Source organism: Streptomyces sp. NPDC044044 (assembly GCF_056434405.1).
This window is the reverse complement of the sequence record NZ_JBWKFG010000001.1, coordinates 256,652-272,256: the sequence shown is the minus strand read 5'-3', so window position 1 is coordinate 272,256 and position 15,605 is coordinate 256,652. Positions and strand designations below refer to the sequence as shown.

The window sequence follows — 15,605 nt, the reverse complement described above, 5'->3', positions numbered from 1 at the left end:
TATGGTCAGCGTGCGCCTTACGACTGCGTACGGTCAATGAGCCGGTAACACGGAACGGCGCATTCCGGCCAACGGCAAAGAGTTCCCCAAGGGGGCTCCCACCTGCGGTTCTACTCGGCGGCGCGGGCAGCGCGGGGAGCGTCACGCAGCAGCGCCGCCGCGTCGTCGCGGGCCCGGCCGATCGCGTCCGGGAAGATGCGCAGACCGTGCGCGACCAGGGCGCCCTCGTGCAGCAGCATGAGCGTCCGGCCGAGCCTCGCCGCCCGCCGGGGAGCGACATCGCGGGCCAGGCCGGTGAACAGGGCGAGCATCCAGGCCTTCTGGCCGGTGATGACCTGATAGGCGGGGTGCGCGGGGTCGCTGATCTCGGCGTGCGCGTTGACCATGCTGCACCCCTTCACGCTGTTCGTGTCGGCCCAGTCTCGCGAGGCGTCGAAAACGGCCAGGATCCTGGCCCGCGGGGTGGTCGCGGCCTCGACGTACGGAGCGAGGAAGGCCTGCCACCGCTCGTCACGGGCCGCCAGGTACTCGACGACGATCTGCTCCTTGGAGCCGAACCTGTCGTACAGCGTCTTCTTGGTGACCCCGGCCTCGGCGGCGATGAGGTCCACACCGACGGCATGGATGCCGCGGTCGTAGAACAGCGCGCTCGCGGCGTCCAGGGCACGCCGCGCACCCGGCGTCATGGCGATCCTCCGCGGCGCGCTCCCGGAACCCGTGGCGGCCTTCGCGATCTCACTCACTCTGTCACCCATGCCTCCATAGTAAACCGATCTGTATACTCAGGAGCGAGTAGACAGATCGGTTTACTTCTGCTTGCTTCACCGTCCGCTCCTGACGGCCCTGTCGGGACCGCAGCCGCCATCGGAGGATCGCCATGAACGTCCTGCTCTCGATCGCGTTCGTACTGACCTGGAGCTCGGGTTTCATCGGGGCCAAACTGGGCGCCGGGAGCGCGTCAGCGGTGACGGTCCTGATGTGGCGGTTCCTGCCGCTGGCCCTCGCGCTCGCCGTCGTCGCCCTCACCGTGGCGCGGGCGTCCTGGCGCGGGCTCACGGCACGCGACGCGCTGCGGCAGGCGGCGGTCGGCGCACTGTCGCAGAGCGGCTATCTGCTCACCGTGTACTACGCGATACAGCTCGGCGTCTCCAGCGGCACCACCGCCCTGATCGACGGCACCCAGCCGCTGGTGGCCGGCGCCCTGGCCGGACCGCTGCTCGGCCAGTACGTCTCGCGCACGCAGTGGGTGGGTCTCGGGCTCGGCGTGACCGGGGTCGTCATCGTGACAGCGGCGGACGCCACGGGCGGCACGGACGCTCCCTGGTGGGCCTATCTGGTGCCGTTCCTCGGGATGTTCTCACTGGTCGCGGCGACCTTCCTGGACCGCCGCTCCCCCCGCCCGGTCGCCCCGGCGGTCTCCATGACGGTCCACTGCGTGACCAGCGCCGTCATCTTCACAGCGCTGGCCGTGGGCGCGGGCGCCGCGGTGCCGCCGGCAGAGGCGTCGTTCTGGGTGGCGATCAGCTGGCTGGTGACGCTCTCCACCTTCGGCGGGTACGGGCTCTACTGGCTGATCCTGCGGCGCTCCGGGGTCACGCAGGTCAACACGCTCATGTTCCTGATGGCTCCGGTGACGGCCCTGTGGGGCGCCCTGATGTTCGGCGAACCCTTCGGCGTACAGACGGCGTTGGGCCTCGCGGTCGGGCTCGCGGCGGTCGCCGTCGTGCACCGGGGGAAGGAACCGGCGGCCACGGTGGCGTGCTCGCCGCGGGACGCGTCCACGGCCGCGCGGTCCGCGCCCGCCGCGCCGCGTCAGTCCGCCAGCCGGAAGTCCGCGTAGTCGAAGCCGGGCGCGACGACGCAGCTCACCAGGACGGGATCGTCACCGGCCGGGCGCGCCGCCTGCCACACACCGCCCGGCACCAGGATCTGCGGGCGCTCGCCGTGCTCGACTCCCGGGCCGAGCCGCATCGGCGCCGCGCCCTCCTTGGGGAGTTCGCCGTCACCTCCAAGACGCAGGTCCAGCGGACCGCCGCGGTGCCAGAGCCAGATCTCGTCGGAGCGCACCACGTGCCAGCGGGACTCCTCTCCCGGGCAGAGCAGGAAGTAGATGGCGGTGGCCGCGGCCCGCGCGCCGGGGTAGCCCGGGGGCGTGAAGGAGTGGTCCGAGGCCCAGGTCTCGACGAACCAGCCGCCTTCGGGGTGCGGCTCCATACCCAACTCGCTTGCCAGGGCGGGGCGTTCGCTCGCGTTACTCATGCGTGCTCTCCATTCCGGAAGTCGACGGCTCGGTCGACGATACGCAGCTGGGGAAGCGGTCGGGCACGGGCTCGCGGCGCTCGCCGTCCCGTGCCCCTCACGGCGGGGTGAGGAAGGCCTGCACGGTGGGCGCGTACCGCTCGGTGATCTCGTCGATCGGCGTGCCGCGCACATGCGGTCCGCGGGCAATTCCGTACATCACGCCCAGACCGAGCAGCGTGCCCACCGCGAGCTCCGCGCGCACGCCCGCGTCCGGCCCTTCGAGGCGCTCGCGGAGCCGCTCCACCACCTGCGTACGGAAGTTGGTGCGCAGAGTGTCGCCCTGTTCACGGTGGAGCGGGGCGAAGACGATCCGCAGGATGGGGTCGGCGCCGTGCTCCGCCTGGCCGGTCAGCAGGTGGTGGACCATGTGGCGGCCCAGCGCGGCCAGGGGCGCGTCGAGCAGGGCATCGGCGTCGGCCTCGAAGGACATGATGCGGGCGAAGAGCGCTTCCTTGTTGCCGAAGTACTTGAGGATCAACGGCGGGCTCACACCGGCCCGTTCGGCCACCGCCCTGAGCGTGATGTCGGCGTGGGCGTGCCGGGCCAGAAGATAGCGGGCGGCGCGGATGATGGCGGCCTTCGTCGCCTCGGCGTCGCGGCGGGCGGGTCCGGTGGCGCACGCCCCGGGTTCCGGTGCCGCTCCGGGTTCCCGTGCCGCGCCGGGTTCCGGCACCTCGCCGGAGGCCGCTGCGGTCATGGCGTCAGAGGTGTTCAAGGCGTCAGCTTCTTCCTTCCAGGGCCGTCTCCTGCAGGGGTCCTGGCCGGCCGGCGGTCCGCTGCGGGCCGTCCGGCGATGGGTCCGAGGGTATGGCGATGGCCGCGACGCAGGCGATAAGTGCGACGGATCCGGCCATGACGAAGGCCAGCCGGTAGCCGGGCAGGGTCGGCACCTGCACCCCGTCGAGCACGGTGGTGTGCCGCACGAGCACGGCGGCGACCGCCGCGCTGCACACGCTCTGCCCGATGGTGCGCATCAGGACGTTCACACCGTTCGCCGACGCGGTCTGCGCGAGGGGCACCGCCCGCAGGATCAGGGTGGGCAGGGCCGAGTACGCGAACGTCGTGCCCACCGAGACCACGGCCGCCCCCAGGACGATCACCCACAGGTGGCGGCTGTCGACGATGCGCACGACATAGCCGAGCGCGATGACGCCCGCCCCGATGGCCAGCGTCACGCGGGCGCCGTACGCGGTGGACACACGGGCCGACACGGGCGAGAGCACCAGCATGATCACGCCGTTGGGCAGCAGACAGAGCCCCGTCGCCACGATCGAAAGGCCTAGGCCGTAGCCGCTGGCGACCGGCGCCTGCACCAGCTGGGCGGTGACCAGCGAGTTGGCGTAGAAGGCGAACCCGGCGAGCAGCGCCGCCACGTGGGGCAGTGCCACGCGCCGCCCCGTGGCCAGACGCAGGTCCACCAGGGGCTGCTTCGACCGGAGTTGCTGTCTGCACCACACGGGCAGGGCGACGAGGGCACCGGCGAACAGGCCGAGCACGGGCGCACTGCCCCACCCCCACTGACCGCCCTGCGACACCGCGAGCAGCAAACAGACCAGCACGGCGGCGAGACCCAGCGCACCCCACGTGTCGAAGCGTCCGGGTGAGCGGACGGGCGACTCGCGCACGGTCCACCAGGCGAGGGCGAGTCCGATGGCGCCCAGCGCGCTCGTGGCCCAGAACATGGCGTGCCAGTCCGCGTACTGCACGATCAGCGCGGCGAGCGGCAGGCCGAGTGCCGCCCCGATCCCGACCGTCGAGCTCATCAGCGCCACCGCCGAACCGGTGCGCTCCGGCGGGAGTTCGTCCCGCAGGATGCTGATCGACAGCGGTACGACGGCCGCCGCGGCGCCCTGCAGCGCGCGGGCCGCGATCAGCAGCCGGATGTCGGAGGTGAGCGCACACAGCGTCGAGCCCACGGTCATCAGGCCGAGCGCGGCGAGCAGCACCCGGCGCTTGCCGTACATGTCGCCCGCCCGGCCCAGTACGGGCGTGAGAACGGCGCCCGCCAGGAGGGTGGCGGTGACCAGCCAGGACACCGCGCCCGGTGAACTGCCCGTCAGGCGGGGCAGATCGGGGAGCAACGGCACGACCACCGTCTGCGTGATCGCCATGAGAATGCCGCCGAAGGCCAGGACCGGGACCGTCAGGCGGGCGCATATGCCTGCGCTATCTGCGGAAGAAATCGGGACGAGCTTCATGATCACTCCAGCGCGGACACGAAGTGCAGAGAAGTGAATGGGGGACGAAACGAAGTGAATGAGAATTCACCATAGCGGGTGAATGGGCTTTCACTACCGGCGAGTTCGTATACGAGATCAAGCCATCCGCGACTTGGGCACAACAGCGAAGAGCGGCCAACCGCCTTGTGAGCACGGGCCGTCGCCACCCACGACAGTATGGAGTCAGCCATAATGCGGCCCATGAAGATGTTGCGAATTGGACTGGTCGGCACGGGTCCCTGGGCCTCGTCCACGCACGCTCCTGCGCTCGCCGCGCACCCGGAAGTGGAGTTCAGCGGCGCATGGGGTCGCCGGCCCGACGCGGCGGCCGCGCTGGCGTCGGCGCACGCGACCACGGCATACGCGGACGTGGACGAGCTGTTCGCCGCGAGCGACGCCGTGGCGTTCGCCGTGCCGCCGGACGTGCAGGCACCGCTGGCCGCACGGGCCGCGGCGGCGGGCTGCCATCTGCTCCTTGACAAGCCGGTGGCGACGACGGTGGCCGCGGCACATGACCTCGCGGCGGCGGCCGAAGCGGCCCGGGTCGCGTCGGTGGTCTTCTTCACGCTGCGCTTCGCGGGGCCGACGTCGGCCTGGGTGTCGGAGCAGGCGGCGACGGAGGGCTGGTTCACGGGGCGCGCCGACTGGTACGGCTCGTTCTACTCACCGGACGGGACCAGCCCGTTCTCCTCGCCGTGGCGGGCGCAGCGGGGCGGCCTGTGGGACGTCGGCCCGCACGCCCTGTCCGTCCTGATGCCGGTGCTCGGCGATGTCACGGAGGTGACGGCGGCGGCGGGCCAGGCGGACCTGGTCCATCTGATCCTGCGTCACGACGGCGGGGCTTCGAGCACGGCGACACTGAGCCTGACCACGCCGACGAAGGCTTCGGGGGTGACGGTGGAGCTGCGCGGCGAGGCGGGAACGGCGCTCATGCCGTCGGGGGGCGGGGCGCTCGACGCGTTCGGCTCGGCGGTCGACGCGCTCGTCGATTCGGTGCGGTCGGGACGGCCGCACGCCTGCGACGTGCGATTCGGACTGCGCGTGACGGAGGTCCTGGCCCAGGCCGAGGAACAGCTTCCCGCCGGACGAGCCGATGGCCCGCCGGCTCACTGAACCGCCCGGGACAACCGCGGGCGGCCGGTACCGTGGCCGCTACGTAATGGCGAGTGACGGCACCGGCCGCAGCCAGTGGGCCCAGGAACCGATGCGGGAAGTCATGCGTCGTACGTCCCGAGTGCGACGTTTCCGACCACACGCATCGGAATACGAACAACCGATCCATACTCTTCCCACAGCGACCCAATGGGCCTAGGGGGTACCCAACGCCGAGGAATTTCAGCCAATTTCAAGCTCCCCGGTCAAGATGCCCCACACTTGTGTCCGCGTGCCCACCGACGATGGAACTCGCAGGTCGGTGGTCCCGCTCCGTCCATGATGCAGCATCGACTGATCGTTTTTCTTCGGGCAATCTTTACTACCAAAGCTGGTGAGAATATTTAGACTGCTGATGCTCAACTCGGCGTGTACCAAGAGGGATTACCCACCATGAACAAGACGGCGCTCCGCGCTCTGCTCCGCGAACGACGCGCCCTCATTGCCCCCGAATCGCACGGCTTCAGCCGCCCCACGGGCCAGGGGCGACGGGCCCGCGGCCTCTCCCAGCACCAGGTCGACCAGCTGCTGCACCGGGCCATCGGGACGTATCACCGCCTGGAGTCGGGCAGTTACCCCAATCCGCCGACCGCGTTCCTGCGGGACGTGGCGCGGCTGTTCGGCTTGAACGAGCAGGAGTGGGCTTCTCTGTGCCGGTACGCGTTGGCTCAGGAGCCACCCGGCCCCCTGTATTCGTCATCCGGCAAGGAGATAGCCGGCGTGTGGCAGGAGGCCGTGGACGGCATCAGCCACATGGCCTATGTCACCGACGCGTCCTGGGAGTTGCTCGCGTACAACGACGCCTTCGCCGCCCTGTTCGCCCAGGGCAACGTTCCGAGCAACACCATGCGATGGATGCTCCTCGACCGCAACGGCCGTGAATCACTGACGGACTGGCGCAACTCGTGGGCGCCCATGGTTCTGCCGCAGCTGCGCGCCGCGCTCACGGCCCGGCCCGACGACGAGATCCTCCGCCAGATCGAGAAAGAGGTCCTCACCGACCCCGAGATGGCCACCCTGTACGAGGTCGACGGCGCCCTGATCCACCCTGACGGGCACGAGCGCCCGCTGAGGCACGCGGAACAAGGACCGGGCTGGGTGTCCATCTGCGCGGCACAACCCATGGCGGCGCCCGGTTCGAGGTTGTTCATCCTGATATTCAAGGCGGGCGTTCAACGCAACCACACACGGGCGCCGGTACTGCGGGCCAACTGAAGGTGGGGCAGCAGGGCCGTCTCTCGGCGAGGCAAGAGGGGTGCGGATTCACCCCCGTCGAGTACGTTGAACGGCACCCAGCCTGCCCTAGCCTCGTGGGAGCAACCGTGCCTGCCTTCGTCTCCAGTCCTAGAACTGTGTTCGGTTCGCACAAAGTCACCACCGACGAGATAGTCGACGACATACGCTCCCACCACAACGAGCACCCGCGGCTCACCGCGATCCTGCGTGTCGTGGGCAACTGCGGTGTACGCACCCGCCATTTCACCCGCCCCCTCGCCTCCCCCACCGTCTCCGGAACGGCCGATGTCCACGAGCGCACACAGGCCGCATTCGACGATGCCGTCGCGATGTCCGAGCAGGCTGCCACCGCAGCCCTCGATGCGGCCGGGCTGACGGCGCAAGACATCGACGCAATCGTCACCACGCACTCCACCGGGTGGGCCGTCCCCAACCTCGACGTGCACCTCATCGCCCGGCTCGGCCTGCGCCCCACGGTGCGCCGCGTCGCGCTGACGACCATTGCCTGTGCCGGGGGCGTCCAGAGCCTCATCCGAGCGTCGGACCTCGTCGCCGCTCGTCCGGACAGCAAGGTCCTGGTCGTGGCGGCAGAAGTCCTCTCCACCTCGTACAACCACTCCGCCACCACCATGGAATCGATGATCTACAAGGCGCTGTTCGCGGACGCCGCGGGCGCCGTCGTCGTCACCGGTGCTCCGCTGACCTCCGGCTTGGCCATCGAGGACAGTTTTGAGTACACGCTGCCCGACAGCCTCGATCGGTACCGGGGCCGACTCGACGCCTCCGGGATGCATTTCGATTCCACCAAGCAGGCGCCGTCCACGGCTGCCGCCACCCTCCCGTCCCTCGTGGACTGGCTCGGGCCGCAGGCGGTCGACTTCGCAGTGATTCACCCTGGAAGCCATCGCATCATCTCTGACACCGCGCAGGCACTCGGCCTCGATGCCGACGGAACTCGCCACTCCGTGGACACGCTTACTGATGAGGGCAACATGGGCGCTGCCAGCATCTTCCGCGTGCTCGAACGCACTCACGCCGCCCCGCCTGCCGACGGTTCGCACGGCGCCGCCGTGGCCTTCGGCCCGGGCTTCGTCACCGCAGGGCTCCGCTGCCACTGGCAGGTATGACCGGCAGCACGCCGCCGCCCTCGCTAATTCGCTTGCCGCACCCCACCGCCCCTGCTGAAGTGCCCGCATGGACCATGAAGCGGTACTCGCGGCGTACGACCGGCAGCTCCGGCGTGATGCCCGCACGGACAGCCCCGGCGCGCGCATCGAACGAGCCGGAGTCGTCGTCCGGCAGACCGGGGCAGAGCACGACTGGAACGGCGTCCACTGGGCGGACGTCGACGCGACCACGGCGGATGCCGTCATCGCCGAGCAGGTGCGCCACTTCACCTCTCTCGGCCGCGAGTTCGAGTGGAAGCTGCACTCCCACGACCGCCCCGCCGACCTCGCCGACCGGCTGCGGGCGGCGGGCTTCGTCCCCGAGCCGCCGGAGACCGTGATGGTGGCCGAGGTCGCCGACCTGCCCACACAGCCCGAACTGCCCGAACTGCCCGAAGGAGTACGCCTGCTCCCGGTGACGGACGCGTCCGGCGTGCGACTGATGGCGGACGCCCACGATGTGGCGTTCGGCGAGGACGGCTCGGGACTCGGCGAACGCCTCGCCAAGCGGGTCCTGACCCAGCTGACCGAGACCCCGGACGCCATCGTCGCGGTGGTCGCGATGGCGGGCGACGAGCCGGTCAGCTCGGCGCGGATGGAGTTCTGTCCGGGCACCGACTTCGCCGGCCTCTGGGGCGGCGGCACCGCGCCGCAGTGGCGGGGCAAGGGCATCTACCGGGCCCTGATCGCCCACCGCGCCCGCATCGCCGCCGAACGCGGCTACCGCTACCTCCAGGTGGACGCCTCCGCCGACAGCCGCCCGATCCTCCAGCGCCTCGGGTTCGTGCCGCTGAGTGTGACGACGCCGTACGTATACGCGCCGTAGGGACGTGCAACGCCGTGGAGACGTGTACGCGCCGTAGAGACGTGTACACGCTGTACAGCCGCCTACAGCAGCTTCGCGATCGCCTCCGCCGTGTCCGTCTCGCCGAGCCTCGGGAAGATCTTCTCGACGCTGTTGACGTGCGCGTCGGCGTCCATGTCGGTCACCGCGTCGACGGCGACCGTGACGTGGTAGCCGTGCTCGTGTGCCGCGCGGGCCGTCGACTCGACACCGATGCTCGTCGCGATGCCGGCGACCACGACCTGGGTGACACCGCGGCGGCGCAGCTGGAGGTCGAGGTCGGTGCCGTAGAAGGCGCCCCACTGCTGCTTGGTGACGACGATGTCGCTGTCCTGGCGGCCGAGTTCGGGGACCAGGTCCGCCCAGTCCGCGGGCACCTCGCCGCTGCGGGCGGGGCCTTCGGTGCGGCCGGGTGCGCCGCCGGTGACCCGGACGAGGACGACGGGCAGACCGCGCTCGCGGAAGGCGTCGGCGAGGCGGGCGGACCGTTCGACGATCTCCGCGGCGGGGTGGGCCGTGGGCAGGGCAGTGATGCCCTTCTGGAGGTCGACGAGGACGAGGGCCGTGGTGGGGTCCAGGGCGGTGGCAGTCATGGTTCGGTTCTCTCTTTCTTGCGTGGGTGGGGGGGGGCTGGAGAGTCGGGAGTGGGGCAGGTACGGCGGGTGCGAGACCCGGTCCGTGAGTTGGTCAGGGGCGGGCGCGCAGGGCCCGGTCCGTGAGGGTCAGGGCGACCAGGGCGAGCGCGAGGACGGTGCCCACGGCGGCCATCAGGTGCAGTCCGGCGTCGTCGGCCCGCTGCCCGTAGGCGAGGCCGATCAGGCCGGACGCGGCGATGGCGCCGATGTACTGGGCCGTGCGCTGGAGCCCGGCGGCGGAGCCGATCGCGTCGGCCGGGGCGAAGCTCTGCACGGCTGCTTGGTTGCTGGTGCCCATCAGGCCCTGCGGGATGCCGAAGCAGGCGCCGGCCAGGAGGAGCACGGCGAGCGGCGTGCCGCCCGAGGTGAAGAAGAGCAGCGCGCCGCCCACGACCAGGAGGACGGAGGCGATGCCCAGCGGGGCACGGAGGCCCTTCGTGCGGGCGCCGAGCAGTGAACAGGCCAGCGCGGCAAGGGACATGGGGAGCATGACGAGCCCGGTGTGGAGGGACGAGAGGCCGCGCGCCTCCTCCAGCCACTGGGTGAAGCCGTACATCACGCAGTACACGACGAGGTAGCTCAGGCCGTGCCGCAGATAGGTGCGGGCGAGCGCGTGGTTGCGGCCGAGCATGCGCAGGTCGATGAAGGGGTGCGGATGGCGCAGCTGCCACCAGGTGAGCACGGCGCTCAGCGCCGCCACGGGAGCGAGCAGCCACCACAGGGGGTGCGCCAGGTCGAGCAGGAAGACGACGAGGCAGGTCAGCGCACCGCTGAAGAGCAGGGTGCCGAGCGGGTCGAGGCCGCCCGCCGCGCCCTTGCCCGGCCGTTCCCCGCGCGGCGGGTCCTTGGGTATCCAGCGGAGCGCGGCGCCGTACGCGAGAAGTGCGACGGGGACGTTGACGGCGAAGATGGCGCGCCATCCGGCGGTCGCGACGAGGAGTCCGCCGAGTGTCGGTCCGATCGCCGCGCTGCCGAGCGCGGCGAAGGAGAGCCTGCCGAGCACGGTGCGCGGGGTCGGGCTGCCGAGCCTGCGTGATTCGTCGCGCAGGACGGCCATGGCGGCGGGGTAGGCGGCGGAGGTGCCGATGCCCAGGAGCAGCCGGGAGACGAGCAGCCAGCCGAAGCCCGGGGCGAGCGTGCCGACGAGTCCGGAGGCGACGACGACCACGAGCCCGCCGAGGAATACCCGGCGCGGCCCGATGGTGTCGGCGAGTTTGCCGAGCACCGGCTGGGAGACGGCGCTCGCGAGGTAGAGCACGGACACGAGCCAGACGGTGTCGGCGGCACCGATCCCGAAGTCGTGCCCGATCGCCACCAGGGCGGTGGAGATCATCGTGGTGTTGAGCGGGTTGAGCAGCGAGCCGAGCAGGAGGGGTGCCGTGAGCCGTGCCCCGAAGGCGGGACGCCCGCCCGCCGCCGGGCGGGCCGGGGCGTCCTGCTCCGTCCTCACTTCTGCACCAACCGCTCCAACAGCACGATGGCATCGGCCAGTTGGCGTCGCTCGGCCGGGTCGAGTCCGTCGGCAAGGGCCGTCGAAAGCCAGTCGTGCTTGGCGGCCCGCATCTCCGTGAGGGTGCGATGCCCCTGATCGGTCACGGAGACGACGGACTGCCGCCCGTCGTCGGGATCGGGGGCCCGCGCGACGAGCCCCATCTCCTCCAGCGCGCCCACGGTCAGGCGCATGGACTGGGGCCGCACGAGCTCCTCGCGGGCCAGGCCCGCGGTGGTGGCCGGGCCCGCGTGGTCGAGGCGGGCGAGCACGGAACGCTGCGTGGGGCTGAGTCCGGTCGCCGGTGTCACGGCGCGCAGGCGCCGCACGAGCCGCCGGACGACGTTCGACAGATCGGCGGCGATCCGCTCGGGATCCGAGTCGTCAGAGGGTGCGCTCATGTACGCCACCGTACGAGATAGACAGGTAACCTTGCAAGTCTGCCTACCTATCTCCCCGGGGAGGGCGAGAGCCGTCGGCAGGGGCCGCACATGAAAACCGCCCCTGCCGCGGGAGCGACAGGGGCGGTGCGTCACGGGCGACACGCGTTACTAGCGGATCGGCATCCCCGACAACGTACGCGCGATCACCAGACGCTGGATCTCGCTCGTACCCTCGAAGATCGTGTAGATCGCGGCGTCACGGTGCATGCGCTCCACCGGGTACTCGCGCGTGAAGCCGTTGCCGCCGAGGATCTGCACCGCCTGCGCGGTGACCTTCTTGGCGACCTCGCTCGCGTAGAGCTTCGACATGGAGCCCTCGGCCGACTCGAACTTCTTGCCGGTGCTTGCCATCCACGAGGCGCGCCAGACGAGCAGACGGGCCGCGTCGATCTGCGTACGCATGTCGGCGAGCTGGAAGGCGATGCCCTGGTTGTCGATGATCGGGCGACCGAACTGCGTACGCGTCTTGGCGTACTCCAGGGCCTCTTCGTACGCGGCGCGCGCCGTGCCCACGGCCATGGCGCCGACGGCCGGGCGGGACGCCTCGAAGGTGGCCATCGCGGCGTTCTTCACGCGCTCGCCGCCGGTCTTGGCGCGCTCCCGGGCGCGGGCGAGGCGCTCGTCGAGCTTCTCCTTGCCGCCCAGCAGGCAGTGACCGGGAACGCGCACGTCCTCCAGGACGACCTCGGCGGTGTGCGAGGCGCGGATGCCGTGCTTCTTGAACTTCTGGCCCTGGGAGAGGCCGGGGGTGTTCGGCGGGACGATGAAGGAGGCGTGGCCCTTGGAACCGAGCTCCGCGTCGACGACCGCGACGACGACGTGGACGTTGGCTATGCCGCCGTTGGTCGCCCAGGTCTTCGTGCCGTTGAGGACCCACTCGTCCTTGGCCGCGTCGTAGACGGCGCGGGTGCGCATCGCCGCCACGTCCGAGCCCGCGTCGGGCTCGGAGGAACAGAAAGCGGCGACCTTGACGTCGTTCACGTCGCCGTACATCTGGGGGATCCAGGTGCCGATCTGCTCCTCGGTGCCGTTGGCGAGGACGCCGACGGCGGCCAGGCCCGTGCCCATGATGGACAGGCCGATGCCCGCGTCACCCCAGAAGATCTCCTCGGTCGCCATCGGGATGCCGAGGCCGGTGGGGTCGAAGAACTGCTGGGCGTAGAAGTCCAGGGAGTAGATCCCGAGCTTCGAGGCCTCCTGGATGATCGGCCACGGGGTCTCCTCGCGCTCGTCCCACTCGGCGGCCGCCGGACGGATCACATCAGCGGCGAACCCGTGGAGCCAGTCCCGGACCTCCTTCTGTTCGTCGTTGAGCTCCATGGTGAACTCGGCCATGACCCCTCCAGGACCTGCGGTGAAGACGTACGTTACTTGCGGTAACTGGAGTCTGTTACCGGCCGGTAGCCGATGTCAACTCCCGGCCGCCCGTTCGATGGGCGCACCGCGCGGGGTGTTACGTTGCGCGTGCGGGGCGCAATCGCACGGGCGGGGAGAGAAACGCTATGGAGACCACCACACAGCAGACCGATCAGCAGCGGTCCGCCGAGCGTCGGCGGCGCGAGCTGCTCGAGGCCGCGGACCGGGTGGTGCTTCGTGACGGGCCCGGCGCCTCGATGAACGCCATCGCCGCCGAGGCGGGCATCACCAAGCCGATCCTCTACCGGCACTTCGGCGACAAGGGCGGACTGTACGCCGCGCTCGCCAAGCGGCACACCGACGCGCTCCTGGAATCGCTGCGCGCCGCCCTGGACGCCCCGGCCGAGCGCAGGGAGCGCGTCGAGCGGACCCTTGACACCTACCTCGCGGCGATCGAGGCCCGCCCGCAGGTCTACCGCTTCCTCATGCACCCCTCGGACGGCGCCGCACCCGGTGAGGGCGGCTTCGACGTGGGGCTGCACTCCGCCCCCGTCCTCCGCCGCATGGGCGAGGAGCTCGCGCAGGTCATCGAGGAGCGGATCGACCTCGGTCCCGGCAGCGCGCAGCTCGCACGCGTGTGGGGGCACGGCATCGTCGGCATGATGCACGCGGCCGGCGACTGGTGGCTCGGCGAACGGCCGTGCTCGCGCGCGGATTTGGTGAGCAGCCTGGCCGATCTGCTGTGGGGACGGCTCGCCGCGGCGGGTGACCGCGTCGGCGGCCCCGGCTTCTGAACCGCCCCTCCGGAAAACCGCTCCCGGAACCTTGAAAGTCAGCTGTTCCAGGGCGCCTTGGCGGCGGCCCGCAGGACCCTGCGCCGCCGCCAGCCCGTGACGTGATCGGTGTAGACGCCGCCCTCCAGGTGGTCGCACTCGTGCTGCAGACAGCGCGCGAACCAGCCGGTCCCGTGCACCCGCACCGGCTCACCGTGCGCGTCGACCCCCTGCACCACGGCGTGGTCGAAGCGCGGCGTGCTCGCCTCGAGGCCCGGCAGCGAGAGACAGCCCTCCGGGCCGCGCACGCTGATGCCGTCCGCCTCCACGAGGCGCGGGTTCACCACGTACCCGAGATGGCGCACATCGTCGTCGTCCGGGCAGTCGTACACGAAGACCCGCCGGTTCACGCCGATCTGGTTGGCCGCCAGGCCCACGCCCTGGGCCGCGTACATCGTGGCGTACATGTCCTCGATGAGCCGGGCCAGTTCGGGGCCGAAGTCGGTGACCTCCTCACAGGCCTTGTGCAGCACGGGATCACCGAGCAGGGTCAGGGGTCGTACGCGCCCTGAGGCGCCCGGGATCAAGCCGCTTCGCATGGCCGCAAGGGTACGGTCCTTGGAAAGCCCCGGGGTCGGGGTGGTGCCGCGGTTCGGCCTTGACAATGGATCTCGATAGGCTGAGGTTCATCGCGTTGCCGGGGGCAGACGCGGCGCCGTACGCAAGGAGGATCCAGAACTGATGGCAGGCAACACGGACCCGCTGTCGCCGCGGGCCAAGCTGGCCGTGACGGCGGGCAAGGCGGCCGCGGCGGTGTCGCGCGCGGCGGGCCGCGGCAGCGGATCGGTGATCGGCGGCCGCGTCTCACTCAAGCTCGACCCCGACCTGCTCGGGCGACTCGCCACGCACCTGGACGTGGTGCTCGTCTCCGCCACGAACGGCAAGACGACCACGACCCGGCTGCTCGCGGAGGCGCTGCGCGCCAGCGGGCCCGTGGTGTCGAACGCGCTGGGCGCGAACATGCCGGCGGGAATCACCTCGGCCCTCGCGGGCGGTTCGGACGCCAGATTCGGCGTGATCGAGGTCGACGAGAAGTACCTCGCCGGTGTCGCCCGTGACGTGGAGCCGAAGGCGATCGCGCTGCTCAACCTCTCGCGCGACCAGCTGGACCGCGCCGCGGAGACCCGCATGATGGCGGAGGCCTGGCGCGAGGGCCTGGCGGGCTCCAAGGCGGTCGTGATCGCCAACGCGGACGACCCGCTGGTCGTCTGGGCCGCTTCCTCGTCGCCGAACGTGGTGTGGGTGGCCGCGGGCCAGGAGTGGAAGGACGACGCCTGGTCGTGCCCCTCCTGCGGCGGTGTGATGCAGCGTCCCGGGGACGACTGGTTCTGCGGCGAGTGCGGCTTCCGCCGCCCCGCGCCCAGCTGGGTGCTCTCCGGTGACCACGTCCTCGACCCGCACGGCTCGGCCTGGCCGATCCATCTGCAGCTGCCGGGCCGGGCGAACAAGGCGAACGCGACCACGTCGGCCGCCGTCGCCGCCGTCTTCGGCGTGCCGCCGCAGGTCGCCCTGGAGCGGATGTACCAGGTGCAGGCCGTCGCCGGGCGCTATGACGTCGTGCAGTTCCAGGGCCGCGATCTGCGGCTGCTGCTCGCGAAGAACCCCGCGGGCTGGCTCGAGACGTTCTCGCTGATCGACCCGCCGCCCACCCCGGTGGTGCTCTCCGTGAACGCCCGTGGCGCCGACGGCACCGACACCTCCTGGCTGTGGGACGTCGACTACACCCGGCTCGCCGGTCACCCGATCTTCGTGCTCGGCGACCGCAAGCTGGACCTCGCCGTGCGTCTTGAGGTCGCGGGCCTGGACTTCCGGGTCTGCGAGTCCCTCGACGAGGCCGTGCAGCTGGCGCCGCCCGGACGGATCGAGACGATCGCGAACTACACCGCGTTCCAGGACCTGCGCCGCCGCGTCGGCAACTGACCCCACCGGAC

The 15,605-nt window shown here is 70.9% G+C and carries 16 protein-coding genes; 7 read left to right on the top strand and 9 right to left on the bottom strand.

The genetic code is table 11. The features are described 5' to 3' along the window. Positions 1–110 precede the first annotated feature (110 nt). A complete protein-coding gene (locus tag AC07AG_RS01330) occupies positions 111–686 on the bottom strand; it encodes a TetR/AcrR family transcriptional regulator (RefSeq protein ID WP_478752164.1) in 576 nt (191 codons plus the stop codon). A gap of 191 nt (positions 687–877) precedes the next feature. Here AC07AG_RS01330 and AC07AG_RS01325 point away from each other — a divergent pair, with 191 nt between their 5' ends. Continuing rightward, the gene (locus AC07AG_RS01325; protein ID WP_478750643.1) at positions 878–1,840 is read left to right on the top strand and encodes a DMT family transporter; all 963 of its coding nucleotides are present in this window, start codon (positions 878–880) and stop codon (positions 1,838–1,840) included. On the opposite strand, the gene AC07AG_RS01320 is transcribed toward AC07AG_RS01325, so the two are convergent. The 3 genes from AC07AG_RS01320 to AC07AG_RS01310 all read right to left on the bottom strand — a co-directional run bounded on the left by AC07AG_RS01320 (position 1,813) and on the right by AC07AG_RS01310 (position 4,499). Next, positions 1,813–2,259, bottom strand: a complete 447-nt coding sequence (locus AC07AG_RS01320) for a cupin domain-containing protein (protein ID WP_478750641.1) — start codon at positions 2,257–2,259, stop codon at positions 1,813–1,815. The genes AC07AG_RS01325 and AC07AG_RS01320 overlap by 28 nt on opposite strands. 97 nt (positions 2,260–2,356) lie before the next feature. Then, positions 2,357–2,998 (bottom strand): TetR/AcrR family transcriptional regulator, encoded by a 642-nt coding sequence (locus AC07AG_RS01315; RefSeq protein ID WP_478752162.1) that lies wholly within the window; start codon positions 2,996–2,998, stop codon positions 2,357–2,359. A 22-nt stretch (positions 2,999–3,020) separates the two neighbouring features. Then, positions 3,021–4,499 carry an MFS transporter gene (locus tag AC07AG_RS01310; protein WP_478750639.1) on the bottom strand — a complete coding sequence of 493 codons (1,479 nt, stop codon included), beginning with the start codon at positions 4,497–4,499 and terminating at the stop codon, positions 3,021–3,023. Between the two features lie 222 nt (positions 4,500–4,721). Here AC07AG_RS01310 and AC07AG_RS01305 point away from each other — a divergent pair, with 222 nt between their 5' ends. The 4 genes from AC07AG_RS01305 to AC07AG_RS01290 all read left to right on the top strand — a co-directional run bounded on the left by AC07AG_RS01305 (position 4,722) and on the right by AC07AG_RS01290 (position 8,900). Then, complete coding sequence (locus AC07AG_RS01305) at positions 4,722–5,633, top strand: Gfo/Idh/MocA family protein (RefSeq protein ID WP_478750637.1); 912 nt, start codon at positions 4,722–4,724, stop codon at positions 5,631–5,633. Positions 5,634–6,065: 432 nt separating this feature from the next. After that, entirely contained in the window at positions 6,066–6,887 is an 822-nt protein-coding gene (locus AC07AG_RS01300) for an MmyB family transcriptional regulator (RefSeq protein WP_249585792.1), read from the top strand. Between the two features lie 107 nt (positions 6,888–6,994). Further along, positions 6,995–8,035: a 3-oxoacyl-[acyl-carrier-protein] synthase III C-terminal domain-containing protein gene (locus tag AC07AG_RS01295; protein WP_478750635.1), complete on the top strand. Its 1,041-nt coding sequence runs from the start codon at positions 6,995–6,997 to the stop codon at positions 8,033–8,035. Positions 8,036–8,102: 67 nt separating this feature from the next. After that, positions 8,103–8,900 carry a GNAT family N-acetyltransferase gene (locus AC07AG_RS01290; protein WP_478750633.1) on the top strand — a complete coding sequence of 266 codons (798 nt, stop codon included), beginning with the start codon at positions 8,103–8,105 and terminating at the stop codon, positions 8,898–8,900. A gap of 62 nt (positions 8,901–8,962) precedes the next feature. Here the strand turns inward: AC07AG_RS01290 and AC07AG_RS01285 are convergent, their stop codons facing one another. The 4 genes from AC07AG_RS01285 to AC07AG_RS01270 all read right to left on the bottom strand — a co-directional run bounded on the left by AC07AG_RS01285 (position 8,963) and on the right by AC07AG_RS01270 (position 12,820). Then, on the bottom strand, positions 8,963–9,511 hold the full coding sequence (locus AC07AG_RS01285) for an isochorismatase family protein (protein WP_478750631.1): 549 nt from the start codon (positions 9,509–9,511) through the stop codon (positions 8,963–8,965). A gap of 94 nt (positions 9,512–9,605) precedes the next feature. After that, positions 9,606–11,003 carry an MFS transporter gene (locus AC07AG_RS01280; RefSeq protein ID WP_478750629.1) on the bottom strand — a complete coding sequence of 466 codons (1,398 nt, stop codon included), beginning with the start codon at positions 11,001–11,003 and terminating at the stop codon, positions 9,606–9,608. Next, the gene (locus AC07AG_RS01275) at positions 11,000–11,443 is read right to left on the bottom strand and encodes a MarR family winged helix-turn-helix transcriptional regulator (protein ID WP_478750627.1); all 444 of its coding nucleotides are present in this window, start codon (positions 11,441–11,443) and stop codon (positions 11,000–11,002) included. The genes AC07AG_RS01280 and AC07AG_RS01275 overlap by 4 nt, the downstream gene beginning before the upstream one ends. Positions 11,444–11,593: 150 nt before the next feature. After that, a complete protein-coding gene (locus AC07AG_RS01270; RefSeq protein ID WP_249585947.1) occupies positions 11,594–12,820 on the bottom strand; it encodes an acyl-CoA dehydrogenase family protein in 1,227 nt (408 codons plus the stop codon). Between the two features lie 167 nt (positions 12,821–12,987). Between AC07AG_RS01270 and AC07AG_RS01265 the strand changes: the two genes are divergently transcribed. Next, positions 12,988–13,635 carry a TetR/AcrR family transcriptional regulator gene (locus tag AC07AG_RS01265; protein WP_478750625.1) on the top strand — a complete coding sequence of 216 codons (648 nt, stop codon included), beginning with the start codon at positions 12,988–12,990 and terminating at the stop codon, positions 13,633–13,635. Between the two features lie 38 nt (positions 13,636–13,673). On the opposite strand, the gene def is transcribed toward AC07AG_RS01265, so the two are convergent. Then, positions 13,674–14,213, bottom strand: a complete 540-nt coding sequence (gene def, locus AC07AG_RS01260) for a peptide deformylase (protein WP_478750623.1) — start codon at positions 14,211–14,213, stop codon at positions 13,674–13,676. Positions 14,214–14,355: 142 nt separating this feature from the next. Here def and AC07AG_RS01255 point away from each other — a divergent pair, with 142 nt between their 5' ends. Then, positions 14,356–15,594, top strand: a complete 1,239-nt coding sequence (locus AC07AG_RS01255) for a MurT ligase domain-containing protein (protein ID WP_249585950.1) — start codon at positions 14,356–14,358, stop codon at positions 15,592–15,594. The last annotated feature ends 11 nt before the right edge of the window (positions 15,595–15,605 follow it).

Excerpts from the sequence above, each read along its gene's own strand:
- AC07AG_RS01305 (WP_478750637.1), top strand. The coding sequence starts at position 4,722 with ATGAAGATGTTGCGAATTGGACTGGTCGGCACGGGTCCCTGGGCCTCG.
- AC07AG_RS01285 (WP_478750631.1), bottom strand. The coding sequence starts at position 9,511 with ATGACTGCCACCGCCCTGGACCCCACCACGGCCCTCGTCCTCGTCGAC.
- AC07AG_RS01255 (WP_249585950.1), top strand. The coding sequence starts at position 14,356 with ATGGCAGGCAACACGGACCCGCTGTCGCCGCGGGCCAAGCTGGCCGTG.
- AC07AG_RS01315 (WP_478752162.1), bottom strand. The coding sequence starts at position 2,998 with ATGACCGCAGCGGCCTCCGGCGAGGTGCCGGAACCCGGCGCGGCACGG.
- AC07AG_RS01275 (WP_478750627.1), bottom strand. The coding sequence starts at position 11,443 with ATGAGCGCACCCTCTGACGACTCGGATCCCGAGCGGATCGCCGCCGAT.
- AC07AG_RS01310 (WP_478750639.1), bottom strand. The coding sequence starts at position 4,499 with ATGAAGCTCGTCCCGATTTCTTCCGCAGATAGCGCAGGCATATGCGCC.
- def (WP_478750623.1), bottom strand. The coding sequence starts at position 14,213 with ATGCGAAGCGGCTTGATCCCGGGCGCCTCAGGGCGCGTACGACCCCTG.
- AC07AG_RS01270 (WP_249585947.1), bottom strand. The coding sequence starts at position 12,820 with ATGGCCGAGTTCACCATGGAGCTCAACGACGAACAGAAGGAGGTCCGG.
- AC07AG_RS01330 (WP_478752164.1), bottom strand. The coding sequence starts at position 686 with ATGACGCCGGGTGCGCGGCGTGCCCTGGACGCCGCGAGCGCGCTGTTC.
- AC07AG_RS01320 (WP_478750641.1), bottom strand. The coding sequence starts at position 2,259 with ATGAGTAACGCGAGCGAACGCCCCGCCCTGGCAAGCGAGTTGGGTATG.
- AC07AG_RS01300 (WP_249585792.1), top strand. The coding sequence starts at position 6,066 with ATGAACAAGACGGCGCTCCGCGCTCTGCTCCGCGAACGACGCGCCCTC.
- AC07AG_RS01290 (WP_478750633.1), top strand. The coding sequence starts at position 8,103 with ATGGACCATGAAGCGGTACTCGCGGCGTACGACCGGCAGCTCCGGCGT.
- AC07AG_RS01265 (WP_478750625.1), top strand. The coding sequence starts at position 12,988 with ATGGAGACCACCACACAGCAGACCGATCAGCAGCGGTCCGCCGAGCGT.
- AC07AG_RS01325 (WP_478750643.1), top strand. The coding sequence starts at position 878 with ATGAACGTCCTGCTCTCGATCGCGTTCGTACTGACCTGGAGCTCGGGT.